This window comes from Lentzea nigeriaca, from assembly GCF_016907955.1.
In the GTDB taxonomy this organism is placed as follows: Bacteria; Actinomycetota; Actinomycetes; order Mycobacteriales; family Pseudonocardiaceae; genus Lentzea; species Lentzea nigeriaca.
The window spans coordinates 1031969-1057874 of record NZ_JAFBCX010000001.1; the positions used below are offsets into that span (position 1 = coordinate 1031969).

The following is a 25906-nucleotide window of genomic DNA, read 5'->3' on the forward strand; positions in this document are numbered from 1 at the left end:
GGTGCTCAAGCACAACCGGCCATAAGAGTTGTTGCGTTCCTCACTTCACGAGTGGGCAGTCGCCACACTTCCCACCAGCGGCGACGCGGTAGTAAAGGCAGCAGGACCGACGCCGGAACGTGACCTCGCCGGGGAAGCTCAGGAATTCCCCCGCGTGTTCGAACGGCGGCGCGCTCATCAGCTCCATGCCGCGTTCTTCCGCTTCCTCGGCCGTGAGCATGCGTGCGCGGACAACCATTTTGAGCGCGCCCGCGATGTTCGACATCGCGTTGCCCCACAACAATCCGCGCGCCACCGGCGTGACGGTCTGGATCGCCTCCACCACGGGTTCGAGCGCCTCCGCGGCCCGTGGCCCCAGTCGCGGCTGGTCGATGCGGACGCTCAGGCCGTTCGCGCTGTCGTGGTGCCACCACAGGTTTTCCGGCCGCACGTCGATCTGGAGGTTCGCGGCGGTGAGCGGGCTCAGCAACCGGGCGGTGTAGCTGAGGAAGAACAGGCTCGCCGCGACGCGTGGTTCCTCCGCGTTGTACCGGGTCGCGATGGCGTCGATGGTGGTTTTGAGAGCCGGGCCTTCGAGAAGCGCCGTTCCCGGCAGCCACGTTTCGTCCGGGCGGCCCACGTCGAGCGCGAAGAACGGGTTGATGCCGCGCACCCGGCGCAACGCTGCGAGCACTTCGGCGAATTCGGACACGAAGTTCACGCTACTGGGTGTCCATGCAGGACAGATCACGTCCACGGCGTGGGACTGATGCGACCGTGGTGTGGACGGGGGTGTGCGGGATGGGAGGATGTGGAGCCGTGAAGACCTTCGACTCCCTGTTCGCCGAACTGACCGAACGAGCCGCTACCAAGCCGGAGGGTTCCGGCACCGTCGCAGCGCTCGAGGCCGGCGTCCATGCGCAGGGCAAGAAGGTCCTGGAGGAGGCGGGCGAGGTCTGGATCGCCGCCGAGTACGAGTCCGACGAGAAGCTCGCAGAAGAGATCTCGCAGCTGCTGTACCGCCTCCAGGTGATCATGCTGGGCCGCGGCCTCACCCTCGAAGACGTCTACAAGTACCTCTGACGGAGACATTCACATGCTGCGCGTAGCAGTCCCGAACAAGGGCGCGCTCGCCGAACGCGCCTCCGCCATGCTGACCGAGGCCGGCTACCGGCAGCGGCACGAGCCGCGCGACCTGACCGTGCTCGACCCGAACAACGACGTCGAGTTCTTCTTCCTGCGCCCCAAGGACATCGCGATCTACGTGGCGTCCGGCGACCTCGACCTCGGCATCACCGGCCGCGACCTGGCCGCCGACTCGGGCGCCGACGACAACGGCTCTTCCGTCGAGGAGCTCCTGGCTCTCGGCTTCGGCTCGTCGACCTTCCGCTACGCGGGCCCCCGCGGCACCGACTGGAAGGTCTCCGACCTCGAGGGCAAGCGACTCGCCACGGCGTACCCCAAGCTGGTGGGCCGCGACCTCGCCGCCCGTGGTATCAACGCCAAGGTGATCCGCCTCGACGGTGCCGTGGAGATCTCGATCCAGCTCGGCGTGGCCGACCTGATCGCCGACGTCGTGGGCTCCGGCCGCACGCTGCGCCAGCACGACCTGGTGCCGTTCGGCGAGCCGATCTGCGAGTCCGAGGCGGTCCTGATCCACCGCAACGGCTCGGAGCTGACCGCCGCCAAGAAGCAGCTCACGGCCCGTTTGCAGGGCGTCGTGTTCGCGCAGCAGTACCTGATGCTCGACTACGACTGCCCGCGCTCGATCCTCGACGATGCCGTCGCGCTGACCCCCGGCCTGGAATCGCCGACGGTCGCGCCGCTGGCCAACCCGGACTGGGCGGCCGTGCGGGCGATGGTGTCGCGCAAGGATGCGAACCGCGTCATGGACGAGCTGGCCGCGATCGGCGCCAAGGCCGTGCTGGCCTCGGACATCAGGTTCTGCCGCCTGTGATCCTGGAGCACGCCGTCCTGGACGTCCTGCCGGGCCAGGAGACGGACTTCGAGTGGGCGTTCGGCGAGGCGCGGGAGCTGATCTCCGCCTCGCCGGGCTTCCTCGGCCTCGAACTGCTGCGGTGCCTCGAGACGCCCTCGCGGTACCTGCTGCTGGTGCGCTGGGAGTCGGTCGAGGCGCACACGGTCGGCTTCCGCCAGGGGCCGTCGTATGCGCAGTGGTCGTCGCTGCTGCACCGGTTCTACTCGCCGTTCCCGACGGTCGAGCACTACTCGAGCGCGCTGAGCACCTCGGCGTCCGTCGTCTGATCGAACGTCTCGTACCACCGGCTGACCGCCCCGAAGTGCTTCGGCACGAGTACGGCGACCACCGGCGTCCGGAAGGTGCCGAGCGACTCCCGCGCGGCGACCGGCACCGCGAGCGTCAGGCTGCGCGGCTCGTGCCCGGCGATCCAGCGCAGCGCCGCCTTGGCCGTGACCCCCGTGGCCAGACCGTCGTCGACGACGATGACGTCCCGATCGCGGATGTCGAGCGGCGGCCGGTCTCCGCGGTACAGGCTCGTGCGCCTGGCCGCCTCTTCGCGTTCCCGGTCGCACGTGCTCGACAGCTGCTCCTCGGTGAGGTTCAGCGCCCGCAGCACCGCCGGGTCGTAGATGGGTTCGCTGTCGGCCGTGACCGCGCCGACCCCGTACTCGGGATGGCCGGGCGCCCCGATCTTGCGTGCCACCACGACGTCCAGCTCGGCGTCGAGATGGGTGGCGATCTCCTTGGCGACGGGCACCCCGCCGCGCGGCAGACCCAGCACCAGCGGGTCGTGCCAGGCATGGTCCGCGAGCCGCGCGGCCAGGGCGCGGCCCGCCTCCCGCCGGTTCGCGAACCTCTTCACAGTCTCGTTGACGGTACGCCGGTTCGAGTCTCAGCCGAACATCCCGATGACGTCGTGGCCATCGAGATGAAGCCAGCGCTCGTCGCGATGACGGTGAGCCAGAGAAGAACGGTGGCCCGCCGGGGCTCGCCGACGTCCGCAGGGCGTGGTTCCGCCGTCGACGCCGTCGCGGCGCTGGAACTGGTGGATGATTGGGAGTTCTGCGCCCGCGTGGGGGTCGAGCGCGACTTCGCCGTCGCGCTCCGGCCGGCCATGGGCGACATCGCCCACGCCTCACAGTCCGGTTGACGGCACGTCTGTTCCGCCGATTCGACAGCGCCCCGCGAGCGCGTCAGCAAGGCGCTTGTCCCGGAACTCGTACACCGTCCCGATCCGGCGCAGGATTCCCTGCCGGTTGGCGTCCTCGAGAAAGCGGTTCAGCCGCCACGGCAGCCGCCCGATGTAGGCGAGGGCGAGTCTGCTCACCAAGTACCGCGACCACGCCGTGGTCATGGCCATGGCCAGCCCGGCCGAGCCTCCGAACCAGGCACCGGCGGCCGCGACCGTCACTTCGTGATAGCTCTGCGGAGGCACGGTGCCGCTGGAGAACTCGCCGGAGATCCAGGCGAGAACGAAGATCAGCACGACCCCGGCCACGACCGAAGCGCCGATGAAGAAGAGTGAGTCATTTCGTTCCGAGCGGGGGGTCTGGGTGATTCTCTTGTCCGACTGGTGGCGGTGGCGCCGCGAGGCGGGGGACAGGTACCCCGTGATCGGCCAAACCGCCGGGACCTCCGGTGCCGGAGTCAGCGCTGCCGCGGAGATGAGCGCCAGCGAGGTGGACAGCAGGCCGATGATCAGGCCGGGGCCGTTGAGCTGGAGGAGGATCACCAACCCGAGCGGCAGCGTCAGGACGAGCCCGAGAAGCCACAGCAGCAAGCGCTCGAACCGCGGTGGGAGCGCCTTGTGCAGTTGCCACCACCGCAAGGTGGACTCGGGGCGGGTGGCGATGAGCGTGAGCCATCGCCGGGTGCGCCATGAGCCGTAGTCCGGCTCTCCTGGTCGATGACCCCGCGGGTCGAGCGACTCCCTCAGGTAGTTGTCGGTCAGGGCCGCGCTCACCTCGTCGACCGATGTCATGGCGGCCAGTGTCCCGAGGTCGGCGCGGGCGTTGTCGAGGTAGCTGCGTGCGAGCCCGATCATCGCCGGGCTGGCGAGGACACGTGCCAGCGGGGCATCCGGCCGGCGGGAGAGAGCGCTGAGCACCTCATCGGTTCGATGGTCCAGCCTTGCCGTGTTGCTCGACAGGTACCGCAAGGCCTCGTCGAGATCGACAGGCAGCAGTTCGACGACCGAGGTCCTGCTCGGCCGGTAGTCGGTCACGGCCTTGAGGTACTCGTCGGTTCTCCAGGTCGCGATCACGGGGGTCGTGGTGTCGGCGATCTGGCGCCACGCCTGTTCTTTTTCCGGGAACGTCAGATCGTCGTGTCCGTCGATCACCGGTACCACGGCCCCCAGCCGCACCAGCCGCGTCAGGTCACCCACCAGATCCTTGGACGGCCGCAGTGACGGGTTGTTCGCCACGATGGTGCGGACGACCCAGTCGTCGAAGAACTCGGTCGCGGGCCGCCAGGTGCCAGTCGGCATCAGGATCGGGATCGGGCCGTTCTCGTGCGCGAGCAGCCCGCGGGCGAGCAGGAGGGCGGTGACGGACTTTCCGCTGCCCGGCTCACCGAGAATGATCAGCTTTCGGAAAGGGGTCGTCAGGAAGACGTCCGACAACGTCCGGACGGAGCCGGTTAGCCCTTCGGCGGACCACTCGACCGGCAGCCGGGAGGTGTCGTGCGCCTCAACGTCGCTGACGCGCAGGGCGAGATCTTCGGTGGCCTGGACTCGCAGGGTGCTGATCGCGTCGCGGCCCCATGACCACTCACCGACGGAGAGCGGAGGCACCCGAGCGGGTGCGGGCCGGGTGAGCTGGTCGACGAGCTGTCCGGACAGCTTGTCGAGATCGTCGGACCGGACTCTGATCACCGAGCCGGAGTCCCACTCGATCCAGGTGTACGAGCTTCGCACTTCTTCCGCTGTTTCGAGGACGACCAGCTTCGCTCGTTCCCGTTCGGTGGTCCACCGATGCAGGCCCAGGTCCACGTCCACGTCGAAGCCCTGTTGCCTGAGCAGGTACCGCAACTCGCGGGCGCGGCTGCGGGCACCCGCGGTGTCCGCGGAGGTCAGGCAGACCTTGAAGTCGGGCAGGTCTGCCTGTTCCGGTCGTGGCCTGGGGGTCTTGGCGCGCAGGAACAGGGCGAGCAGCTCACGGCGTTTTCCCTCGGATCCGGCTGCCACCAGCGAGCTGACCTCACCGCGGGTGAGGTGGTCGACGAGCCGCTCGGCGGCCGCGAGGATCGTGTTCTCCTGCTGAGGGCGGTCCCCGATGGTCGCGAGGATCTCCTCGTAGGCGTAGTAGCTGCGGTACGGCACCTCGACCTGGCCCCAGTACCGGTCCACGTCGTCCACGTGCCACAGGAAGGCGTCGAAGGCCTGACGCGCGTAGTCGCGGCTGGTTTCGAGCTTGTCGTGTTCGCCGTTCTCCACCCGCATCGGCACGGGCAGGATGCGCAGTTCGTCGAGGCGTTGCCGGGCGATCGAGGCGGCCACCGCGGCCGCACCGTCGATCGACTGGGTGCTCATCGAGAAGCACGTTACGACGGTGTCCGGCAACGCGACGGTGCAGACACCGGCGGTGTCGCTCAGGCCGGTGCGGCTGTCCACGAGGACGTAGTCGTAACGCTCCCGCATGTCGCGCTTGAGCGCCTCGAGGAAACCACCGCCGCCGAGCCGGTCGTAGAAGTTGTCCCAGTCGAACGTGCTGACCAGCGCCGAGTACGAGTCGTCCTGGCGGCCCGCCGGCATCAGGTCGATGGCGCCGCCGCCGCGAAACCCGTGTTCGACCGACATCACGTAGGGCGAGGTGCGGGCGTACCGCACGTGCCAGTCCGGTCCGTCGGATGCCATCGGGTCCATGGCGGCGTTCGCGAACTCCCACATCATGTCGATCACACCGGGCGAACTGCGGAGCGTGCCGTCGGGCAGGAAGGGGTGGAAGTACCGGTGCAGTCCCGGAGCTTCGAGATCCCAGTCGACGACGAGCACGCGCAGGCCGTTGCTGGCGAGGATCCACGCGACGTTCGCGAGGCTCATCGACCTGCCGGTCCCACCCTTGTACGAGTAGAAGGTGACGACGGTGCCCGATCTCACGGTCATCCCTCCGGTCCGATGAGGACCGGACGAGTCGTCGCCCCGCTCTGTCGCACCCGGCGCGCGACGTCGGCGCGGTTCACGATGCGGGCACGTGTGTCGATGAGCGCCCGCTTCAGCTCGTCCTCGAACTTCGCGACGGTGCCGAGGTCCTGCCGCACGGCACGGGACTGGTCGTCGAGCCAGTTGCCGATGCACAGGCGCAACACGTCGCCGGCGTCCACGCCGTTGGAAAGCGTTCGCGGCTCGCCTTCGTCGCCGGGGAACATGATCGTGACGTTGTTGTACCGCCGGGTGTCCAGCAGCGCGAGGAGTTCACGGTAGTCGTCGAGGCCCACGGCCCATGGATCGACGATGAGCACGACGATCTCCCGACGCTGTTGCGCGAGGTCGAGCACGTCGATCAGGTCGCGGCCCGCCGGGACAGGGCCGGAGATCATCCGTTGTTCCACCGCGACGTCCTGCGCCTTCAGCACAACGGGTTCCACACAGTCCGGCACGTACGGGCACCAGTCGTCCCAGCCTTCGCCATATGCGTCGAGCGTGGCCCGCACAGTGCTCATCTGCTCGCAGCTGCCCACCGCGACCACGAAGTTCACCCGCTTCGGTCCGCTGACCGCCGCGGCGGCGGTGGTCGGGACCCGCCGGGCGAACGCGTCCGGCTCGGTCCGCAGGTCCACCCCGTGGAGCTCGCGAGGTGGCGTCCTGCCCGCATCTCGCACCTGGACAGCGAACTTCTCCAGGAACGCCCGATATTCGTCTTTGTGTTTGGCCTGCGTGATCAGCGAACGCAGGCCGGACTCGCGGTAGGTCACCCCGAACTGGTCACGCGTGTCGTGCAGGTATTTGGTCGGGGGAGGCTCGTACTCCGGTGGCAGCCACCACACCGGCAGCACCGATGCCAGCGTTTCGCCCGTCCTGGCCCGGTGCTGCTCCAAGCGTCTGTCGAACCCGTGCCATTCGCTGCCACAGGGTTTGCTGTTGAAATACCAGGGCGAGTAGACGGGGACGAAGACCTTGCAGGTGCCGACCGCCTCGCCGGTCGTCGCTGGCCAGTTCGTGCCGGTGGGCTGGTCGATGTCGAAGAACCCGGTGCTCTCCTTGCGGATGCCCGCGCGCACCGACAGCTCGTTGCACAGGTCGTCGTAGAACTGGCGCAGATAAGGGTCGACGGAGTCATTCCGCGCATAGCTGAAGAAGAAGTACTGCACGGCACCTCGCTCCACAACGCCACCGGTCAGACAGTGGATCGGAGGTCGTGCGCCAATCGTTTCGCGCGAAAGAAAAGTCGGCGCTCGACTGGAATAGGTGCCCTGATCGCCGACCTGTGCGCGCATCGAGGTGCAGACCGTGAACTTCAGGCACAACGTGACGTGCGCGTTCACCAGTGAGCGTGGGCCGTTCGGAGTCGACGAGGTGTTCGGGCCGAACGAACGCAGGCAGACGAGGAACTTCTTCGGCGGTGTGCTGGGGTTCATCGGCTGGTGACCACGAAACTCCACAATGGACGAGCACGTCACACGCCGACGCGGTCAGGCCCGTTCGCGGACGAACAGCGCCTGCGCCGTCGTGCCCACCGGCCCCTCCACGTCGTGCACCACGCTGGTGGCGAGGCCGACGCCGTCCGGGCCGATCGTGGTTCGCGCGTCCAGCCCCACCCACTCGCCGACGGGTTGGCGGTGCAGGTGGACGGTCAGGTCGGTGTTGATGGCGTACCACTTGCGGATGTCCACTCGGGACGAGACGCCGCTCGCCGAGTCCACTACCGAGAACAGGCGCTCCAGCGGCGAGGGCTCGGAGCCTTCTACCACGGCGACGCGCGGGCGGGCCCACACCTGGGCGTCGCCCGGCGTGAAGATGCCGCCCGACACCGACAGCCACTCGACGGCGGCCAGGTAGCCGCCTGACCAGAAGTCGGGGATCTCCATCGGCACGGCCGATGCGGGTGGTGCCATCGGGGCCACGTCGCCGCCCGCCACGGCGGTGGTGTCCGAGCCGACGATGTGCCAGGCGCGAGCGGTCAGCACCACGCGGCCCTCGTGGGACAGTGCGGCCGACAGCAGTTCCACCGAGCGGCCGGGGCGTTCGACCGAAGTGGACACCGTCAGGTCGGCCACCGGCACCGGGCCGAGCACCTCGAACGTCACGCGGGCGAACGTCGGCCGGTGCGCCAGCAGCTCGTGCACCAGCAGGGCGGAGGGTGGGCCCAGGTGCTGGCTGTCCGGGCCCCACGGGCCGACCGTATGGTCGGTGGAGCGGAACGCGTTGTCGCCCAGGGGCAGGTAGAAGGCTGTCATCAGTCGCGGTCCCGGAGGGGTTCGGTGTCGTCCGGCTCCGGCCAGCCGGGGTAGGGAGGCGGGGTGCCGTCGAACGCCGGGCAGAACGCCTTGTGGTCGCAGTAGTCGCACAGGCGGCTCGGGGACGGGCGGAAGTCGCCGGTCGGGGCCGCGCGCATGATCGCCTGCCAGATGGCTTCCAGCGTGCGTTCGAAGCGGGACAGCTCCGACTCGTCCGGTGTGTAGGCGAGGGCCTGGCGATCGGCCAGGTACATCAGGCGCAGCTGGCGGGGGACGACGCCGCGCAGCTTCCACAGCACCAGGGCGTAGAACTTCATCTGGAACAACGCCTTCGCCTCGCCCACCTCGCGGGGCGCGGCGCCGGTCTTGTAGTCCACCACGCGGATCTCACCCGTCGGGGCCACGTCCACGCGGTCGATGTAGCCGCGCAGCAGGACACCGGACGGGAGCTCGGACTCGACCAGCAGTTCGCGCGACTCCGGTTCGAGGCGGCGCGGATCCTCCAGGCCGAAGTAGCCGTCGAGCAGGGCGGAGGCCGAGTCGAGCCACTGCGCTTCCTCGTCGGTGCCCTCGGCCTCGAACAGCGAGGAGAACTCTGGGCGCTCCGCCTTCACCCGCTCCCAGGCGGGCGCGATCATGGCGCGGGCGCGGTCGGGGACGCGTTCGGCGGCGGGCAAAGCGAAGAGATCTTCCAGCACCGCGTGCACCACCGTGCCGCGCACCTGCGCCTTCGTCGGCTTCTCCGGCAGGCGGTCGACCGCGCGGAACCGGTAGAGCAGCGGGCACTGCTTGAAGTCCCCGGCTCGTGACGGGGACAGGGCGGGCCTGCGCAACGTGGTGCTCATGATTGGCACCCTAGGACAGAGGTCTGACAATTCCCGGAAGCGGTACACCGCGAGATCACATCGGTCGCTCTACAGTGCATCCGTGGCCGCGCGGATCAGTGAGCGAGAGGGCGGCCTGCTGCTGTTCCGGGTGGCGGGCATCCCGGTGCTGCTCGCGCCGTCGTGGTGGATCGGGTCGGCGATCGTGGTGGCCTTCTACGCGCCGCTCGTCGACGACCTCGCGCCCGGAACACCACCGGGCGTGGGGCTGCTGCTGGCCGCGCTCTTCGCGGTGTTCCTGGGCCTGAGCGTGCTCGCGCACGAGCTCGGCCACTGCGTCGCGGCGCTGCGGCTCGGCCTGCCGGTGCGCAGACTGCGCCTGTACCTGCTCGGCGGGCTGTCCGAGATCATGCGCACACCCGGCAAACCCAGCCACGAAGGCGTGGTCGCGGGCGCGGGACCCGTCGTGTCCGTGGCGCTGGCGATCGTCTTCGGCGTCGGCGCGTTCGTGATGGAACCCGGCGACGTCCTGTGGGTGCTGGTCTTCCAGGTCGCCGCGGCCAACGTCGCGGTCGCCGTCTTCAACCTCCTGCCCGGACTCCCGCTCGACGGCGGAAGGATCGTCAGGGCAGGCGTGTGGGCCGTGACCGGGCAACGGGCGATGGGCACGCGTGTCGCCGTGGTCGGTGGCTTCGCCGTCGCCATCGCGTTGATGGTGTGGGCGCTCTACGGCGTCGCTGAAGGCACTGAGGACCGATGGCTGCGCTTCGGCGTGTGCGTGCTCACGGCGTGGGTCGTCGTCGCCGGTGCGAAGAGCGAGCTGGCCAGCGAACGCCGCCGCACCTGGCCCGCCGGCGTCACGCTCAACGACCTCATCCGCCCGGTGCTCCAGCTGCCGGCGGAAAGCCCCGTGGCCGACGCCCTGAGCACGTCCGCGGGCCGCGGTGTGGTGCTGGTCAGGGCGGACGGCGTCGCGGCGGGACTGCTCGACACCGAGGCCGCCGAAAGGCTCGCCGCCGCAAGCCCCTTCGCACCCGCGGAACAGGCCGCCGAACCGATCCTGCCCGAGACGGTGCTGCTCGCCGACGAGCCCGGCGAGGAGATCGTCGAACGCGTCCAGGGCACCGCGGCGTGGCAGTTCCTCGTCGTCGATCTGGAGGGTCGTCCGGCCGGTGTGCTGCGCAGGGAGGACCTGCGTGCGGCCATTGAGAAGGGCGTTTGACACCATTGCGCGGTGATTAGCGCAAGTGGCCCGTTCCGTCCGGGCGACCGGGTTCAGCTGACCGACCCCAAGGGGCGGCACTACACCGTTGTCCTCGAACCCGGCAAGGAGTACCACACCCACCGCGGCGCCATCCCGCACGACCTGCTCATCGGGCAGCCGGAGGGGTCCGTGGTGCAGTCGGTGGGCGGCACGAACTTCCTGGCCCTGCGCCCGCTGCTGCCGGACTACGTGCTGTCGATGCCGCGCGGCGCCCAGGTGATCTACCCGAAGGACGCCGCGCAGATCGTCATGTACGGCGACATCTTCCCCGGCGCGCGCGTTCTGGAAGCGGGCGCGGGCTCGGGCGCGTTGTCCTGCTCCCTGCTGCGCGCGGTGGGGGAGAAGGGCAGCGTCCAGTCGTACGAGGTGCGCGACGACCACGCCGTCCACGCGATCCGCAACGTGGAGCAGTTCTTCGGCGAACGCCCTGGCAACTGGTCGATCACCGTCGACGACGTGAAGAACCACGAGGGCGAGGTCGACAGGGTCATCCTCGACATGCTCTCGCCGTGGGAGGTCCTCCCCACGATCGCGAAGAACCTCATTCCCGGTGGCGTCCTGGTCGTGTACGTCGCCACCACCACCCAGCTCTCCACGGTCACGGAGGCGCTGCGGGAGATGACGTGCTGGACCGAGCCCCACGCGTGGGAGACGCTCGTCCGCCCGTGGCACGTCGTGGGTCTCGCGGTGCGGCCGGAGCACCGGATGATCGCGCACACGGCGTTCCTGCTGACGACGCGCAAGCTCGCGGACGGCGTGACGGCGCCGAAGCCGCAGCGCCGGCCCAGCAAGGGCTGACCTCGGCTGGTTCCGACGCGACCACGTTGGTGGCTCCGGCAGTGAGCGCCGAAGCGGGTGTCAGTTCGCAGACGAGGCGTACAGCCCGAGGCCGGAGCGCGGGTTGGGGCTGTCCCACCGCGACCAGGGGATCCAGAGGGTCTCGTATTCTGCGTCGACCCGATCTTCGTCGTCCGTCACGGCGGATCCCCGGAGCAGCTCAACGGACAGCCGGGCGGAAACGCACGAGAGGCCCGCACCAGTTCGAAGCGGTGCGGGCCTCTCGCCGTCAGATCAGTTGGACTCGATCTTCTCGATGCCGCAGACCTTCCAGTCGCCGCCCTCCTTGGACAGCTTGTAGATGATGCTGCCCGAGGAGGTCGTGCCCGGCTTGTTCGGATCCGCGAGACCGGTGAGCTTCTGCGTGAACGTGCCGGTGTCGCCCGACGTCTTCACGTCCGTCACCTTGGCCGTCACGCTCGAGTTCGGCTGACCGGACTGGGGCTTCAGCTTGGGGTACTCCGCGGAGCACACCAGCGCCTTGACGTCTTCCGGCTTGCTGCTGCCCGAGCGAGCACCCTTGAGGACGATCTCGGTGAACTCCTCGGCGACTTCCTTCGCGGCCGAGTCGCCGCCGCTCGACGAGCTCTTCGACGACGGCGTGGTCGGCTTCGTGCTGCCGTTCGTCGGCTGCGAGCTCGTGTTCGTCGACGCCGTGTCGTCGCTCTTCGAGTCCTTGCCGGAGAGCAGCACGGCGGCCGTGATGCCACCGCCGACGAGGACCAGCACGCCGACGACGACGCCGATGATCATGCCGGTGTTGCTCTTCTTCGGCGGCGGGCCGCCGAAGCCGCCGTAGCCGGGCTGTTGGCCGAACCCCGGCTGGGGCTGGCCGAAACCCTGCTGCGGGAAGCCACCGCTCTGCGGGCCCTGCTGGCCGAACGGGTCCTGCTGCGGCTGGCCGTACGGTCCCGGCTGCTGACCGTAACCAGGCTGCTGACCGTACCCAGGCTGCTGGCCGTAGCCCGGCTGCGGCTGGCCGTACGGATTGGGCGGCTGCTGCCCGTAGGGCCCAGGCTGCTGCGGCGGGTACGTCATCGAAACTCCCCCGACATGAATGAGGTTGATCTTCTCGGAACGGCGTTGGATGGGGGGCGGTGGCAAACCGCCCCACAGTCACTTGGTGGTGGGGACCTTGATGTCCTTGGCCAGCGTGCAGAACTTCCAGTCGCCCGAGATCTTCTTGAACTTGTACTCGGTGTCCAGGCTCTGGGTCTGGCCCTGGTAGGACATGGTCATGTTCGCCTTGACCTTCGCCTCGTTACCGGAGACGGAGACGTCCTTCACCGTGAACTTGGTGTCCGGCAGCGGCATGTTCTTCGCCTGCTCGGCCGCCTTGCGCTGCTCGGGCGTGAGCCGCTTCTCGGCTTCCTCGGCCTCGGTGATGACCTCCTGGCAGACCATCGACTTCGCCTTGCTCTGGTCCTTGCGGTAGTCGAGGGAGAAGTACTCCTCGGCGACCTTCTTGACCTCGGCCGCGTCGCCACCGCCGCTGCTGCTGTTGTCGCCCGAGTCGGAAGAGCTCGACGAACTGCTCTTCGAGTCCTTGCCGGAGAGCAGCACGGCGGCCGTGATGCCACCGCCGACGAGCACGAGAACGCCGACGACGACGCCGATGATCATGCCGGTGTTGCTCTTCTTCGGCGGCGGGCCGCCGAAGCCGCCGTAGCCGGGCTGTTGGCCGTACCCCGGCTGGGGCTGGCCGAAGCCCTGCTGCGGGAAGCCTCCGCTCTGCGGGCCCTGCTGGCCGAACGGGTCCTGCTGCGGCTGGCCGTACGGTCCCGGCTGCTGGCCGTAACCAGGTGGCGGCTGCTGGCCGTAACCAGGCTGCTGCTGGCCGTACCCCGGCTGTGGCTGCTGGCCGTAACCCGGCTGCTGCGGCGGCTGCTGCCCGTACGGCCCACCGGGCTGCGGCGGCTGCCCGTAGGGCCCGGGCTGCTGCGGCGGGTAGGTCATCGAAACTCCCCCGATGCGGATGAGGTGATCTTTCAGGTCGACATTCTGGTACGTCGTGGACTAATACGCGGCCGAATGGGGCCTATCGACACGCGCGAGTGGTCATGCACACCATGTGCAGTTGCCATCTGGCCGCGCGAAGGCCCTGTCTGATAACGATTGCGGCAACTCCAGTGCGAAACGAGTGCGATGCACTGCGCTGTCGGGGTGGTGCGCCGGTTGCCGCGGCAGAACCACCCGGTTGGCCGCACGCCCGCCGGTCGCACCGGGTCCGCGCGGAAGCGGGTCCTCCGACGAACGCGGACGGGGTGGGTTGCGGTGTGTCACCACCGATCGGAGCAGCCTGTGGTCCACCTGGTGGGACGACGGCGGATTGCCGCCCGTCGCCGGGCCGCGGGCCGCACGACGCGTGTTCGCGGGTGTCCGACGGTGGTCGCGGAGCGTGGGGACCGGGCGGCCGCCCAGGTGCTCCCATGACCCTCTCCTCGGACTTCTCGCAGGTCGATCGGCGTGTCGCTGGGCGAAACGCCGGTCGTGGTTTCTGGGACGCACCGTAGCGGGTGGACGGTTCCACCTGACACCGAGATGGAGCAGTTGACCTCTGTTGGAGGCGTGACCGTTGCGTCACAAGAGCGAAGATGATGTTGTGGGTACCCCATTTTGTCGGTGATCGCCGGTACCGTAATCGGTACGAACACGGGAGGAGGGTGCCGACATGCAGCACGGTCATCCCGGCAGCCAGCCCGACGAGGGTGGCGAGCTGAACCAGGGCAACAATTCTGCTGAGCTGACAGCGCAGATCAGGTTCCTCGAGGACGAGATCGCGTCGTTGCGTCGCAAGCTGACCGAGTCCCCGCGCCATGTCCGGTTGCTCGAGCAGCGACTGGCGGAGGCGACGGAGCGGGTCAGCCAACTGACCGAGCGAAACACGAAGCTCATAGACACCCTCCGCGAAGCACGAAGCCAGTTGCTCGCGCTGCGTGAGGAGGTCGACCGGCTGGCCCAGCCACCCAGCGGGTACGGCGTCTTCATGGCGCGTTTCGACGACGGGACGGTCGACGTCTTCACGTCCGGCCGGCGGATGCGGGTCGCCGTGTCCCCCGCGGTCGAGCCGGAGAAGCTGTCGTTCGGCCAGTCGGTCCGTCTCAACGAGGCGCTGACCGTCGTCGAGGCCGGTGGGTTCGAGCGGTCGGGTGAGGTCTGCGCACTGCGGGAGGTGCTCGCCGAGGAAGGCGAGGACCAGATCGCCCGCGCGCTGGTCGTCGGCCACGCGGACGAGGAGAGAGTGGTCTGGCTCGCCCAGCCGCTGCTCGACTCGCCGCTGAAGCCCGGCGACTCGCTGCTGGTCGACTCGAAGGCGGGTTTCGCCTACGAGCGGGTCCCCAAGGCCGAGGTCGAGGACCTCGTGCTCGAGGAGGTCCCGGACATCGACTACAGCGACATCGGCGGCCTGTCCCGGCAGATCGAGCAGATCCGCGACGCCGTGGAGCTGCCCTTCCTGCACGCGGACCTCTTCCGCGAGTACGAGCTGCGCCCGCCCAAGGGCGTGCTGCTCTACGGCCCTCCCGGCTGCGGCAAGACGCTCATCGCCAAGGCGGTGGCGAACTCCCTGGCCAAGAAGGTGCGGGAGATCCGCGGCGAGACCGACAAGCAGGCCAAGTCCTACTTCCTCAACATCAAGGGCCCCGAGCTCCTCAACAAGTTCGTCGGCGAGACCGAGCGGCACATCCGCCTGATCTTCCAGCGAGCTCGCGAGAAGGCGTCAGAGGGCACCCCGGTGATCGTGTTCTTCGACGAGATGGACTCGATCTTCCGCACCCGCGGCTCCGGTGTGTCGTCGGACGTCGAGACGACGATCGTGCCCCAGCTCCTCTCCGAGATCGACGGTGTCGAGGGCCTGGAGAACGTCATCGTCATCGGCGCCTCCAACCGCGAGGACATGATCGACCCGGCGATCCTCCGCCCCGGCCGCCTCGACGTGAAGATCAAGATCGAGCGACCGGACGCCGAGGGCGCGAAGGACATCTTCAACAAGTACCTGACGCCGAACCTCCCGCTGCACGCCGACGACCTCGCCGAGTTCGGCGGAGACCCGAAGGCCTGCATCGAGGGCATGGTGCAGCACACCGTGGAGCGCATGTACGAGGAGTCCGAGGAGAACCGCTTCCTGGAGGTCACCTACGCCAACGGTGACAAGGAGGTCCTGTACTTCCGGGACTTCAACTCCGGCGCGATGATCCAGAACATCGTCGACAGGGCCAAGAAGGCGGCGATCAAGTCGCTGCTCGACACCAAGCAGCCCGGCCTCTCGGTCCGGCACCTGCAGGCGGCCATCATCGACGAGTTCGCCGAGAACGAGGACCTGCCGAACACGACGAACCCCGACGACTGGGCACGCATCTCGGGCAAGAAGGGCGAGCGGATCGTCTACATCCGCACGCTCGTCACCGGGAAGAACCAGGAGGCGGGCCGCGCGATCGACACGGCCACGAACACCGGCACCTACCTGTAACACCCAGAGGAAAAGCACCGCACCGAACCGCCCCGGTCGTCTCGGCCGGGGCGGTTCGGCGTCTCAGCCGGTCCGGCGCGCGGCGCGTTCCTCTGCGAGCTGGACGACCGTGGCCAGGGTGGCCCTGGTGAGCTGACTGATCTCGTCACGTTGTTCTTCGAACCGTCGCAGCACGTCGTCGACCTGCGGGTCGGTGTCGTCTGCCAGTCGCCGCGCTCCGGCACGGTGGATCGCGTCGAGCTCGTACTCGTCCTGAGCCGAGCGTTCCTGGATCGCCAGCAGCTTCTCGTACAGCGTCGCGCCACGCCGGCGCATCAACGCGACCAGCAGCAGTGGCAGCATCTCGACGACGATGAACATGCCGGTCACGATCATCGAGGCGGTGGCGACCGTCGGCTCCTGCCTGGCGACCTCGTTCAACGCGCGGAGCTGTTCGAGCAGCCCGACCGGCCGATGGCTGAGCGCTGCCGCGTCCTGTTCCGCCTGGGAGAACGCTGCTTCGTACTGCTCTCCCACGCGGTCGTACTCGGCCCGCGCCCGGTCGTATTCGAAGCGCCGCAGCGAGGTGGCCTGGCCATGGCCAGGTACCCAGGTGCCACAGGTGCCGTCGAGCTCGCACTGGTAGAGCTGCTGGGCCTTGAGCATTGCCTGCCTGGCTTCCTCCACCCTGGCCTGCAGCTGCTGCAAAGCCGGGGTGTCGGACCGGAACGACTGGGCTTCCTGCAACCGGGTCGCTCGGATCTGCTGCTCGATTTCCGGCTGGAACACGCGCAGCATCAAGGGTTGCGCGACGGCGGTGGCGACGAGCGCGGCGATGGCGAAGCCGACCAGCGTGGTCGCCATTGCCCTGCGGAAGCTGTCGAACCGGCGGGTCGCGGACGCGACCAGCGCTCGTTCCAGCGTGGTGATCAGCACCGTCCACATGACCGCTGCCGGTACCGCCAGCACCGTGTCGACTCCGGCGGACGTCAGCACGAGCAGCAGCGACGAGCCTGCCATCAGTGCGGTGGTCAGCACCGCGAAGCCGATGGTGGCGTGGCGGGTGCGGTCGACGTACGACCGGGACGCCAGGTCGTAGTTCACGCCGGCCAGCCACAGCAGGAACCTGTCCGACGCCTTGCGACCGTCACGGGCCCGCTGGACGCGCCGGTCACGCGGTGGCGCTTCCGGTCCGCCGTGCGTGCCGGTGCTGGAACTGGCCCGAAGCCTGTTGATCTGGCTCGCGGTCCCGCCGAAGCGTGCGACGTCGTCCACGAACGAGGAGGACACGACGTGGCCGCTCATGCGACTCGCCGCCCGACGTAGTTCCACCACGACGCGGGTGGAGTGCCCAGGTCGCCGACGGCGATCGCGATGTCGCGAATGATCGCGCCGACACCCGCCGCGGACAGGTCGGCCGGAGCCTCGACGCACACGACGCCGGTCAGCTTCCCTCCCTCGCTCCACACCGGGCAGGCGGCGACGCCGACGAGTGCTTTGGTCCGCATCAGCTCACCCCAGCTCAGCCCGAAGCGGTCCAGGTCGGACCGGGCCCGCCAGGAGTTCGGCCCGCCGCTCTCCGCGGACTTGAAGTAGGACTCCCAGTCGACCGCCAGCAGGTCCTCCTGTTCGTACGCCGTGCCGATCACACCCCGTCCCGGCCGCCACCGGGAACCGAGCTTCGGCCCGCTGCAGAGCCGCAGGCTGTCCACGAGGACCAGCCGGCGCAACCAAGGCACGCCGCGCGCGTGATAGGCGGAGACACCGATGTCTCGCCAGTCCGCCACCGAACTCACGGCCAGCTGGGAGATGCCCGCGCTCAGCACCGCGCGGAGCTCCTGCTCGAACTGCCGTACTCGGGGCATCTGCACGTGATCGACAACCGATCCGAGCACCTCGGCGACGGCCATCGCGACGAGACCTCCGACCGCGAGGTACTGCTCTGCCCGGTGCTGCCCCCAGAACCCGCTGTTCGGCAGGTTGAGCTGGGCCATGGTGGCGACGGCGACGGAGACGGCGCCGACCAGAACCTTCGTCAGTCTGGGAAGCAGCATCGAACCGTCCGTCCGCACTCGTTTGGCACACCGCTCATTTCGCCGGGGTGCGTGCGGCCGTTACCGGAGGTCCACGAGTCCTGATTCGTAGGCGGCGATCACGAGTTGCGCGCGGTCGCGGGCGTGCAGCTTGGCCAGCAGGTTCCCGATGTGCGTCTTGACCGTGCCGGTGCTGACGTGCAGCCGCGCCATGATCTCCGCGTTGGACAGCCCGCGCGCGATCAGCAGCAGCACCTCCTTCTCGCGCTCGGTCAGCCGGTCCAGCCCGGTGACCGCTGGGGAGGAGGGTCGCCGCACGAACTCGGAGATCAGCCGGCGGGTGACCGAGGGCGACAGCAGCGACTCCCCGGCCGCCACGACGCGGATCGCGGCCAGCAGCTCGGCGGGCGGTGTGTCCTTCAGCAGGAAACCCGACGCCCCGGCACGCAACGCGCCGAAGACGTACTCGTCCAGGTCGAACGTCGTCAGGACCAGCACGCGCGGGCCGGAAAGCCGTGTGGTGGCCTCGATGCCGTCCATCTCGGGCATGCGGATGTCCATCAGCACGACGTCTGGCTGCAAAGTAGAAGCGAGCGACACGGCCTCGGCGCCGGTGCCCGCCTCGCCGACGACGCTCAGGTCGGGTTCGTTGTCGATGAGCAGGCGGAAGCTGCCTCGCAGCAGGGCCTGGTCGTCGACGATCAGCACGCGGATCATCGGATCGGCAGCTCCGCCTCGACCCGGAAGCCTCCGGACATGCCTGGTCCCGCGCTGAACGTGCCGTCGTACACCGCCACGCGTTCGCGCATGCCGATCAACCCATGTCCCACGCCAAGCTCCCGCACTCCCGGCCCGTCGTCCGCGACCTCGACGCGCACCGCCGACGACGTCACGTCCACCAGCACCGTGCAGGACGCGGGTGCCGCGTGCTTCACCACGTTCGTCAACGCCTCCTGCACGATCCGGTACGCCGACAGCCCGACTCCTTCCGGAACGGCGGCGTCGCCCCGCACGTCCAGCGAGACGCGCACACCTGCCAGTGACGCCCGGTCGGCCAGCTCGGCCAGGCCGTCGAGTCCGGGAGAGGGCGCCAGGTCGGCGTCGGAGCGCAGGACGCCGAGGAGGCCGCGCATCTCGGTCAGCGCCGCGCGGCTCGTCGACGAGATGACGTCCAGGGCCTCGTAGGCGTGTTCGGGTGAGCGCACGTGTGCGGCGTTGGCGGCCTGCACGGCGATCAGGGACAGGTTGTGCGCCACCACGTCGTGCAGTTCGCGGGCGATGCGCAGGCGTTCGTCGGCCAGCGCCTGCTCGGCCCGCTGGTCGTTTTCCCGCGCCAGGAACGACCGGCGCAGCCGGGTGGTGTAGCCGATCACCCACACGGCGCTGAGCGAGGCTCCCACGGCCAGCAGGTTCTCCGGCTCGCCACCGCCGACGCCGGCGACCGCGACCACCGCGACGACGAGTCCGGTGAGCGACCACGCGCGTGAGCGCTCGACGGCCACGGTGTAGAGCGTGAAACACACGGCCGCGGCCGGAGCGCCGAGCGCCTGGGTCGGCAGCACCTGGCCCATCACCGTGGCGACGGTGGCCGCCGTCGTGACCGCCAGCGCGGGGACGGGCCACCACCGGCGAACGGCGACGGGCAGTGCGACCAGGGCGGTGGAGGGCAGGACGAGCCACCACGGCTGGTCCCGGTGCTCCAGCGTCCCGTAGGCCACGAGCACCGCGATCACCAGCGCGGCCGCCGCGTCGACCAGGTAGAGGTGCAGTCTCGCGATCACGACCACGACGGTAACGAGCCGGGGACCGCGACGCCTCGGACCACGGTCTGATCATCGAGTTCGGCCCGAGGTCCGATCCGCCGAGCCGCGGAACACCCGACGCTCTTCCGCATGATCGAGGTGCGGAACCTGACGAAGAGATACGGGGACACGACGGCGGTCGACGATCTGTCGTTCACCGTCCACCCTGGACTGGTCACGGGCTTCCTGGGGCCCAACGGCGCGGGGAAGTCCACGACGATGCGCATGATCGTGGGGCTGGACCGGCCCACCGGAGGCGAGGCGCTCGTCGACGGCAAGCGCTACCAGGACCTCGGCCAGCCCCTGAGGCACGTCGGGGTGCTGCTCGACCCTGCGGCAGTGCACCACGGCCGCAGGGCGCTCGACCACCTGCGCTGGCTCGCGGCGAGCAACGGGATCGGCCGCGGCCGTGCCGAGGACCTGCTGGAACAGGTCGGCCTGGGAAGCGTGCGGCACAAGCGGATCAGGACCCTGTCGCTCGGCATGAAGCAACGGCTCGGCGTCGCCGCGGCACTGCTCGGCGACCCGCGGGTGCTGATGTTCGACGAACCCGTCAACGGCCTGGACCCCGAAGGCGTGCGGTGGATCCGCGACCTCATGCGCGGCCTCGCGAAGGAGGGCAGGACGGTCTTCGTCTCCAGCCACCTGATGAGCGAGATGGCGCTCACGGCGGACCACGTCGTGATCGTCGCAAGAGGGCAGCTGGTCAAGGAGACGCCCATGGAGACGTTGACGGAGAACGGATCCCTGGAGGACGCCTACCTCGACCTCACCTCGGGGAGGGGACTGTGAGGAACGCGCTCGCCGCCGAGTGGCTGAAGCTGCGGACGGTTCGTGCCCCGTACGGTCTGATCGCCGCCATCGGCCTGATGGTCGCGTTCGGCGCGACGATCTCGTGGCTGCTGGTCCAGGACTACGACACGTCCCCGGCCGCCGAACAGGCCAAGTTCGCCTCCGCCGACGCCAGCGTGGTGATCAACCCGGTCGTGCAGTTCTGCGTCGCCGCGCTCGGCGCGCTCGTCGCCACCTCCGACCCGAGGCTCACCGCGCTGACGGCCGTGCCGGACCGGAAACGCTTGCTGGCGGCCAAAAGCGCGCTCGTCGCCACCACGGCCGTGGTGATCGGCACGGTCGCGCTCGCCCTGAGCATCGGCTCGAGCCGGCTGATCATGGGGGACCGGCCGCCTCCTGTCGCGCCGTGGGACAGCGTCTCCGACGTCCTCCCGTGGGCCGGCGCGGCGGTGCTGTCGATCCTGGTGACCGGTCTGATCGGCCTCGGGCTGGGCCTGGCGCTGCGGTCCACGGCGGTCGCGGTCGTCGTGGTCGGCGTCCTGTTGTGGGGCCTGCCGGCGATCACGCCGATGCTGCCGGAGCCGTGGAACATGGACGTCTCGGGCGTGATGGTCCCGTACCTGGTGTACGAGGTGGCTGGGGTCGTGGAGAACGCGCCGCTGAGCCCGTTGGCCGCAGTGGCCTGTTTGCTCGTCTACGCAGTGGTGACTCTCGGTACGGGAATGGTGACTCTTCTGCGACGAGACGCTTGACTCGCTCTTGGGACAGCCCTAAGGTCGTCTATACCTCTAATCGGTAAGGAAACTTACCTATCTAATCCGCCGCCGGCAGTCCGAGAGGAGACGCTGAATGGCTTGGCAGAAGTCTCTGGTGGCGCTCGCCGCGGCGGCGGTGCTTCCACTGACCGGTGTGACGGCGGCAAGTCCAGCCGCCGCGGCCGCGCTGCCACCGGGTTCGCCCGCGGCGGTCAACGGCCAGCTGAAGGTCTGCGGCGTGAAGCTGTGCAACCAGGCCGGGCAGCAGGTCCAGTTGCGCGGCATGAGCACGCACGGAATCCAGTGGTACTCCCAGTGCGTCAAGAGCGCGTCCCTCGACGCGCTCGCGAACGACTGGAAGGCCGACGTCCTGCGCATCTCGATGTACATCCAGGAGGGTGGTTACGAGACCAACCCCCGCAAGTTCACCGACATGGTGCACCGCTACATCGAGGAAGCCACCAAGCGCGGCATGTACGCGCTGGTCGACTGGCACCAGCTCTCGCCGGGCGACCCGAACTACAACACCTCGCGCGCGAAGACGTTCTTCAAGGAGATCGCGCAGCGTCACAAGGACAAGACGAACATCATCTACGACATCGCCAACGAGCCGAACGGCGTGTCGTGGGCGAAGGTGAAGTCCTACGCGGAGGCCGTCATCCCGACGATCCGCGCCGAGGACCCGGACAGCCTGGTGCTCGTGGGCACGCACGGCTGGTCGACGTTCGGCCTGTCCGACGGCAAGGACATCAACGAGGTGAGCCGCAACAAGGTCAACGCCTCGAACCTGATGTACACGTTCCACTTCTACGCCAAGGACCACAGGGACAGCTACCTCAACGCCCTGAAGACGGTCTCGAGCCAGGTGCCGGTCTTCGTCACCGAGTTCGGCTCGCAGGAGGCCTCCGGTGACGGTCCCAACGACTTCACCATGGCGAACAAGTTCATCACGTTCCTGAACTCCGCCAAGATCTCCTGGACGAACTGGAACTTCTCCGACGACAAGCGCTCGGGCGCGGTGTTCAAGGGCGGTACCTGCTCCGGCACCAGCTTCGCCGGCGAGGGTCCGCTGAAGGAAGCCGGCAAGTGGGTGCGCAACCACATCAGGGCGAACCGGTAGACCGACCCCGGCGGGTCACGTGAGCGGCGGTCCCTCGGGGCCGCCGTTTACGGTTGTGCGCATGGCACAACTCGCGCTCGGTCTCGCCTCCCTCGGTCGTCCCGCCTACATCAACCTCGGCCGCGACGGCGCGTTGCCGGCCGTTCGCGACGTCGACTCGATGCGCGCGCAGTGTCACCGCGTCCTCGACACGGCGTATGGGTTGGGCATCCGGTGGGTGGACGCGGCTCGTTCGTACGGGCTGTCGGAGGACTTCCTGTCGTCGTGGCTGCCGGGCCACGACGACGTGACGATCTCCAGCAAGTGGGGCTACGCCTACACCGCGGACTGGCGGCCCGACGCCGAGGTGCACGAGGTCAAGGAGCACTCGCTCGCGCGCTTCTCCCAGCAGTGGCGGGAAACCCGAAGCCTGCTGCCGCGAGTCGATCTCTACCAGGTGCACTCGCTGACCGTCGACAGCCCGCTGTTCGAGGACAGGGCGCTGCAGGACGCGATGGTCGCGATCGGTGTGCCTGTGGGCTTCTCCACGTCCGGCCCGCGGCAGGCCGACGCCATCCGCAAGGCGCTCGGCCTCGGCATCTTCTCCTCCGTCCAGTCCACTTGGAACGTTCTGGAGACCTCGGCCGGGGAGGCGCTGGCCGAGGCGCACGACGCCGGGCTGCGCGTGATCATCAAGGAGGGTGTGGCCAACGGCCGGCTCGTCGTCGATCCGCCGCAAGCGGTTGCGGCACAGGCGAAAGCGCTGGGCGTCGGGCCGGACGCGGTCGCGCTGGCGGCGATCGCGCGCCGGCCGTGGGTCGACGTCGTGCTGTCCGGCGCGGCGAGCCCCGAGCAGCTGAAGTCCAATGTGGACGCGATGCGGATCGACGTGGACCTGCCGGACCTCGCCGAGCCCGCCGAGCAGTACTGGGCGACGCGCGCCGGGCTCAGCTGGAACTGATTGCCCGATTTCTGACAGATGTCACGGCGAATCCGTGCGGATCATCGCTACCAGCGAGAACACCGCACGATCAGCATTGTCGGCATGACAAAGCTGACTGTGACCGACCCCGACGCCCGCGAGAAGCTGCACATCGCCAAGGTGTTGCTCGGCGGCTACGCGGCCGTGAGCGCGCTGACCCTGCTGGCGATCGTGGTGTTCAGCGGTGACCCCGACATCGTCACCGGCGCGGTGTGGATCCGCGGCTCGATCCTCGCGGTCGCGTCGCTGATCACGTTCGCGCTCGGCGTGTCGATGGAGAACGGCTCGCGCCGCAACTACCGCAGGGTGCGGATCATCGCGCTGGCCCAGGCCGTGGCGGTGGTCGTGATCGAGTCGATCCCCGGCTCGTTCCCGATCTGGTTCAAGATCGCGAACGGGGTGTGCGGCGCGCTGCTGGTCATCGTGGTGCTGATCACGTTCGCCCGCAGCGTGCGCGCCACCTTCGCGGCCTCGTAAGGTCACCGCCGTGGACGACAGGCGCCGGTTGCTGCTCTCGCTCGGCATGCTCTGCTACCCGTTTCTCGCGGCCGCCGGCGTCAACCGGTACGCGCACGGCAGCGGCCTCGTCGTCGGCTACCTGCTGCTGGTGGCCGTCTCCGCCTGCTACCTGGGCATCGTGATCGCCTCGATCCGTTCGGCGTGGCGGGTGTACTGGTCGCTGGTGGCGGCGATGGCAGTGCTGGCGGTGCTGCTCGCGCCGCTGGCCCGCGAGGACGTGCTGATCCTCGCCGCGATGATCGTGCCGTCGACGACGGCACGGGTCGGTGCCCGGACGGCGGCCGCTCTCGTGTTCCTGGGCGCCGCGGCGTGCGTGGTCGTGCCGATGGTGGTGCCCGGCTGGAACGCCGAGGCGAGCTGGTACTTCGCGGTGGCCGTCGTGTTCACCGCGCTGCTCGTGCACGCGTTCAGCCGCACGGCCACGGCCAACCAGCAGTTGCGCGAGGCCCAGGCGGAGGTGGCCAGGCTCGCCTCCGAGGCCGAGCGCAACCGGATCGCCCGCGACCTGCACGACCTGCTCGGCCACTCGCTCACCGCGATCACCGTGAAGAGCGCGCTGGCCAGAAGGCTGGAACCAGCCGCGGCGCGGGCCGAGATGGAGTCGGTGGAGCAGCTGGCCCGTCAGGCGCTGTCCGACGTGCGGGCCGCGGTGTCCGGGTACCAGGACGTCACGCTCGCCGGTGAGCTCGCCAGGGGCCGCGAACTGCTGCGGGCGGCGGGAGTCGCGGCCGACCTGCCCACTGCCGTCGACGCCGTGCCGCCACGGCGTCAGGAACTGTTCGGCTGGGTCGTGCGGGAAGGGGTGACGAACGTCGTGCGGCACGCGCGGGCCGGCCGGTGCACGGTGGAGCTGACCGCGTCCACTGTGGAGGTCCGGGACGACGGAGTGGGCGGCCCGGCCGGCGCGGGGTCCGGTTTGGACGGTCTGCGTGCCAGGGTCGCCGCGGCAGGGGGAGTGCTGACCGCCGGTCCCGCACAGCCGCGCGGGTGGTCGTTGCGGGTGGAGGCGGTATGACGATCAGGCTGCTGCTCGCCGACGACCAGGAGCTGATCCGCCACGCCCTCGGCGTCCTGCTCGACCTCGAACCGGACTTCGAGGTGGTGGCCTCGGTCGGCCGCGGCGACGAGGTCACGGCCGCGGCACTGGCACACCGCCCGGACGTCGCGCTGCTGGACATCGACATGCCGGGGCTGGACGGGCTCGCGGCGGCCGCCGTGCTCACCGCGCAGGTGCCGGAGTGCCGCGTGGTCATCCTGACCACGTTCGGCCGCACCGGTTATCTGCGCAGGGCCATGGAGGCGGGTGCGGTCGGGTTCGTCGTGAAGGACGCGCCGGCCGACGCTCTCGCCGACGCCGTCCGGCGGGTGATGGCCGGCGAGCGGGTCGTGGATCCGACGCTGGCGGCGGCCACGCTGGCGGCGGGCGAGTCGCCGCTCACCGCCCGCGAACGCGACGTGCTCATCGCGGCCCGCTCCAGCGCGACCGTGGCCGAGATCGCCGCCCGGCTGTACCTCGCCGAGGGGACGGTGCGGAACTACCTCTCCGGCGCCACCACGAAGACCGGCACCCGCAACCGGATGGAGGCCCTGAGGGTGGCGGACGAGCGCGGCTGGCTGTAGCTCAGGCCGAACCGGTGCGGCGCAACCACTCCCTGCCGATCGCGCGTCCGTCCGGCACGAGCGGCCAGCCGGGGTCGTCGATCTTGTCGCGCAGCTCGTCCAGGCCCATCCACCCGCCCCAGGCGACCTCCTCCGGCTGGTGGGTGAACGGCCCGTCGCTGTGTGTCTCGTAGACCCAGGCGTGGTAGCGGGTCTGCTCGTCGACGTAGGTGGTCTGGAAGAGGAACGTCACGGGTGCGTCGACCCCGAGCTCCTCCTGGAGCTCGCGCCGGGCGGCGATGTCGGGTGTCTCGCCCGCGTCGATCACGCCACCGGCCGTGTAGTCGTACAGGCCGGGGAAGATGTCCTTGGTGTCGGTGCGGCGGTGGACGTAGATCCGTTCGCCGTCGGTCGAGTGCACCAGGGTGAGGACGCAGCCGTGCCAGAGGTTCTCGGCACGCATTCGTTCGCGGGTCACCTCTCCGATCACGTTCGCGTTCTCGTCGTAGAGGTTGATCATCCCCGTGTCCTCCTGTGGTCGTACGCGAGCTTGCTACCGCAGTCCGACGCCCGCTGATCGCCTTCCTTCCTACCTTC

Annotated in this window: 27 protein-coding genes and 1 pseudogene; 15 read left to right on the forward strand and 13 right to left on the reverse strand. The window is 69.1% G+C overall.

Annotation, left to right across the window (positions count from 1 at the left end):
* Window positions 1-40: 40 nt before the first annotated feature.
* Window positions 41-691 (reverse strand): (2Fe-2S)-binding protein, encoded by a 651-nt coding sequence (locus JOD27_RS04010; protein WP_204760686.1) that lies wholly within the window; start codon window positions 689-691, stop codon window positions 41-43.
* 107 nt (window positions 692-798) lie between these two features.
* Here JOD27_RS04010 and JOD27_RS04015 point away from each other — a divergent pair, with 107 nt between their 5' ends.
* The 3 genes from JOD27_RS04015 to JOD27_RS04025 are packed head-to-tail and all read left to right on the forward strand — an operon-like array spanning window position 799 to window position 2244.
* Window positions 799-1062: a phosphoribosyl-ATP diphosphatase gene (locus JOD27_RS04015; protein WP_189254156.1), complete on the forward strand. Its 264-nt coding sequence runs from the start codon at window positions 799-801 to the stop codon at window positions 1060-1062.
* Between the two features lie 13 nt (window positions 1063-1075).
* A complete protein-coding gene (gene hisG, locus JOD27_RS04020) occupies window positions 1076-1936 on the forward strand; it encodes an ATP phosphoribosyltransferase (protein WP_204760687.1) in 861 nt (286 codons plus the stop codon).
* Complete coding sequence (locus JOD27_RS04025; protein WP_204760688.1) at window positions 1933-2244, forward strand: antibiotic biosynthesis monooxygenase family protein; 312 nt, start codon at window positions 1933-1935, stop codon at window positions 2242-2244. Before hisG ends, JOD27_RS04025 begins: the two co-directional genes overlap by 4 nt.
* Here the strand turns inward: JOD27_RS04025 and JOD27_RS04030 are convergent.
* Window positions 2205-2822 (reverse strand): phosphoribosyltransferase, encoded by a 618-nt coding sequence (locus JOD27_RS04030; protein ID WP_204760689.1) that lies wholly within the window; start codon window positions 2820-2822, stop codon window positions 2205-2207. The two genes, JOD27_RS04025 and JOD27_RS04030, sit on opposite strands and share 40 nt — an antisense overlap.
* A gap of 54 nt (window positions 2823-2876) precedes the next feature.
* Here JOD27_RS04030 and JOD27_RS04035 point away from each other — a divergent pair, with 54 nt between their 5' ends.
* Complete coding sequence (locus JOD27_RS04035) at window positions 2877-3110, forward strand: hypothetical protein (RefSeq protein ID WP_204760690.1); 234 nt, start codon at window positions 2877-2879, stop codon at window positions 3108-3110.
* Here the strand turns inward: JOD27_RS04035 and JOD27_RS04040 are convergent.
* Both JOD27_RS04040 and JOD27_RS04045 read right to left on the reverse strand, forming a co-directional pair.
* Window positions 3096-6065 carry a KGGVGR-motif variant AAA ATPase gene (locus tag JOD27_RS04040; protein WP_204760691.1) on the reverse strand — a complete coding sequence of 990 codons (2970 nt, stop codon included), beginning with the start codon at window positions 6063-6065 and terminating at the stop codon, window positions 3096-3098. The genes JOD27_RS04035 and JOD27_RS04040 overlap by 15 nt on opposite strands.
* Window positions 6062-7285 (reverse strand): TIR-like protein FxsC, encoded by a 1224-nt coding sequence (locus JOD27_RS04045; RefSeq protein WP_204760692.1) that lies wholly within the window; start codon window positions 7283-7285, stop codon window positions 6062-6064. Before JOD27_RS04045 ends, JOD27_RS04040 begins: the two co-directional genes overlap by 4 nt.
* 124 nt (window positions 7286-7409) lie before the next feature.
* Between JOD27_RS04045 and JOD27_RS04050 the strand changes: the two genes are divergently transcribed.
* On the forward strand, window positions 7410-7547 hold the full coding sequence (locus JOD27_RS04050; RefSeq protein WP_204760693.1) for a hypothetical protein: 138 nt from the start codon (window positions 7410-7412) through the stop codon (window positions 7545-7547).
* Window positions 7548-7591: 44 nt separating this feature from the next.
* On the opposite strand, the gene JOD27_RS04055 is transcribed toward JOD27_RS04050, so the two are convergent.
* The gene (locus tag JOD27_RS04055) at window positions 7592-8359 is read right to left on the reverse strand and encodes a thioesterase family protein (protein ID WP_204761164.1); all 768 of its coding nucleotides are present in this window, start codon (window positions 8357-8359) and stop codon (window positions 7592-7594) included.
* Window positions 8356-9201, reverse strand: coding sequence for a RecB family exonuclease (locus JOD27_RS04060; protein ID WP_204760694.1), 846 nt, complete (start codon window positions 9199-9201; stop codon window positions 8356-8358). Before JOD27_RS04060 ends, JOD27_RS04055 begins: the two co-directional genes overlap by 4 nt.
* Window positions 9202-9283: 82 nt before the next feature.
* On the opposite strand from JOD27_RS04060, the gene JOD27_RS04065 reads away from it, so the two are divergent.
* On the forward strand, window positions 9284-10402 hold the full coding sequence (locus JOD27_RS04065) for a site-2 protease family protein (protein ID WP_307829878.1): 1119 nt from the start codon (window positions 9284-9286) through the stop codon (window positions 10400-10402).
* Between the two features lie 15 nt (window positions 10403-10417).
* Window positions 10418-11242: a tRNA (adenine-N1)-methyltransferase gene (locus JOD27_RS04070; protein WP_189254185.1), complete on the forward strand. Its 825-nt coding sequence runs from the start codon at window positions 10418-10420 to the stop codon at window positions 11240-11242.
* A gap of 273 nt (window positions 11243-11515) precedes the next feature.
* Here JOD27_RS04070 and JOD27_RS04075 read toward each other — a convergent pair whose 3' ends face one another.
* Complete coding sequence (locus JOD27_RS04075) at window positions 11516-12319, reverse strand: hypothetical protein (protein WP_204760696.1); 804 nt, start codon at window positions 12317-12319, stop codon at window positions 11516-11518.
* Window positions 12320-12397: 78 nt separating this feature from the next.
* Window positions 12398-13237, reverse strand: coding sequence for an Rv0361 family membrane protein (locus JOD27_RS04080; protein WP_204760697.1), 840 nt, complete (start codon window positions 13235-13237; stop codon window positions 12398-12400).
* Between the two features lie 715 nt (window positions 13238-13952).
* Between JOD27_RS04080 and arc the strand changes: the two genes are divergently transcribed.
* Complete coding sequence (gene arc, locus JOD27_RS04085; RefSeq protein ID WP_204760698.1) at window positions 13953-15749, forward strand: proteasome ATPase; 1797 nt, start codon at window positions 13953-13955, stop codon at window positions 15747-15749.
* A 63-nt stretch (window positions 15750-15812) separates the two neighbouring features.
* Here the strand turns inward: arc and JOD27_RS04090 are convergent, their stop codons facing one another.
* Genes JOD27_RS04090 through JOD27_RS04105 form a run of 4 tightly spaced genes read right to left on the reverse strand, consistent with a single transcriptional unit; the run spans window position 15813 to window position 19542 of the window.
* Complete coding sequence (locus JOD27_RS04090) at window positions 15813-17033, reverse strand: DUF4407 domain-containing protein (protein WP_204760699.1); 1221 nt, start codon at window positions 17031-17033, stop codon at window positions 15813-15815.
* Window positions 17030-17782 (reverse strand): hypothetical protein, encoded by a 753-nt coding sequence (locus tag JOD27_RS04095; RefSeq protein ID WP_204760700.1) that lies wholly within the window; start codon window positions 17780-17782, stop codon window positions 17030-17032. Before JOD27_RS04095 ends, JOD27_RS04090 begins: the two co-directional genes overlap by 4 nt.
* Window positions 17783-17842: 60 nt before the next feature.
* Window positions 17843-18478: a response regulator gene (locus JOD27_RS04100; RefSeq protein ID WP_204760701.1), complete on the reverse strand. Its 636-nt coding sequence runs from the start codon at window positions 18476-18478 to the stop codon at window positions 17843-17845.
* Window positions 18475-19542 carry a sensor histidine kinase gene (locus tag JOD27_RS04105; RefSeq protein WP_204760702.1) on the reverse strand — a complete coding sequence of 356 codons (1068 nt, stop codon included), beginning with the start codon at window positions 19540-19542 and terminating at the stop codon, window positions 18475-18477. The genes JOD27_RS04100 and JOD27_RS04105 overlap by 4 nt, the downstream gene beginning before the upstream one ends.
* Window positions 19543-19653: 111 nt before the next feature.
* Between JOD27_RS04105 and JOD27_RS04110 the strand changes: the two are divergent.
* The 7 genes and pseudogenes from JOD27_RS04110 to JOD27_RS04140 all read left to right on the forward strand — a co-directional run.
* Window positions 19654-20301, forward strand: a pseudogene (locus JOD27_RS04110) (ABC transporter ATP-binding protein); the annotation flags it as partial.
* 50 nt (window positions 20302-20351) lie between these two features.
* Window positions 20352-21107, forward strand: a complete 756-nt coding sequence (locus JOD27_RS04115; protein WP_204760704.1) for an ABC transporter permease — start codon at window positions 20352-20354, stop codon at window positions 21105-21107.
* Between the two features lie 97 nt (window positions 21108-21204).
* The gene (locus JOD27_RS04120; protein WP_204760705.1) at window positions 21205-22230 is read left to right on the forward strand and encodes a glycoside hydrolase family 5 protein; all 1026 of its coding nucleotides are present in this window, start codon (window positions 21205-21207) and stop codon (window positions 22228-22230) included.
* A 61-nt stretch (window positions 22231-22291) separates the two neighbouring features.
* The gene (locus tag JOD27_RS04125) at window positions 22292-23170 is read left to right on the forward strand and encodes an aldo/keto reductase (RefSeq protein ID WP_204760706.1); all 879 of its coding nucleotides are present in this window, start codon (window positions 22292-22294) and stop codon (window positions 23168-23170) included.
* Window positions 23171-23254: 84 nt separating this feature from the next.
* Entirely contained in the window at window positions 23255-23668 is a 414-nt protein-coding gene (locus JOD27_RS04130) for a hypothetical protein (RefSeq protein ID WP_204760707.1), read from the forward strand.
* A 10-nt stretch (window positions 23669-23678) separates the two neighbouring features.
* A complete protein-coding gene (locus JOD27_RS04135) occupies window positions 23679-24725 on the forward strand; it encodes a sensor histidine kinase (protein ID WP_307829880.1) in 1047 nt (348 codons plus the stop codon).
* Window positions 24722-25330 carry a response regulator transcription factor gene (locus JOD27_RS04140; protein ID WP_204760708.1) on the forward strand — a complete coding sequence of 203 codons (609 nt, stop codon included), beginning with the start codon at window positions 24722-24724 and terminating at the stop codon, window positions 25328-25330. The genes JOD27_RS04135 and JOD27_RS04140 overlap by 4 nt, the downstream gene beginning before the upstream one ends.
* Before the next feature lies 1 nt (window position 25331).
* On the opposite strand, the gene JOD27_RS04145 is transcribed toward JOD27_RS04140, so the two are convergent.
* Entirely contained in the window at window positions 25332-25829 is a 498-nt protein-coding gene (locus JOD27_RS04145) for an NUDIX hydrolase (RefSeq protein WP_204760709.1), read from the reverse strand.
* Between the last annotated feature and the right edge of the window lie 77 nt (window positions 25830-25906).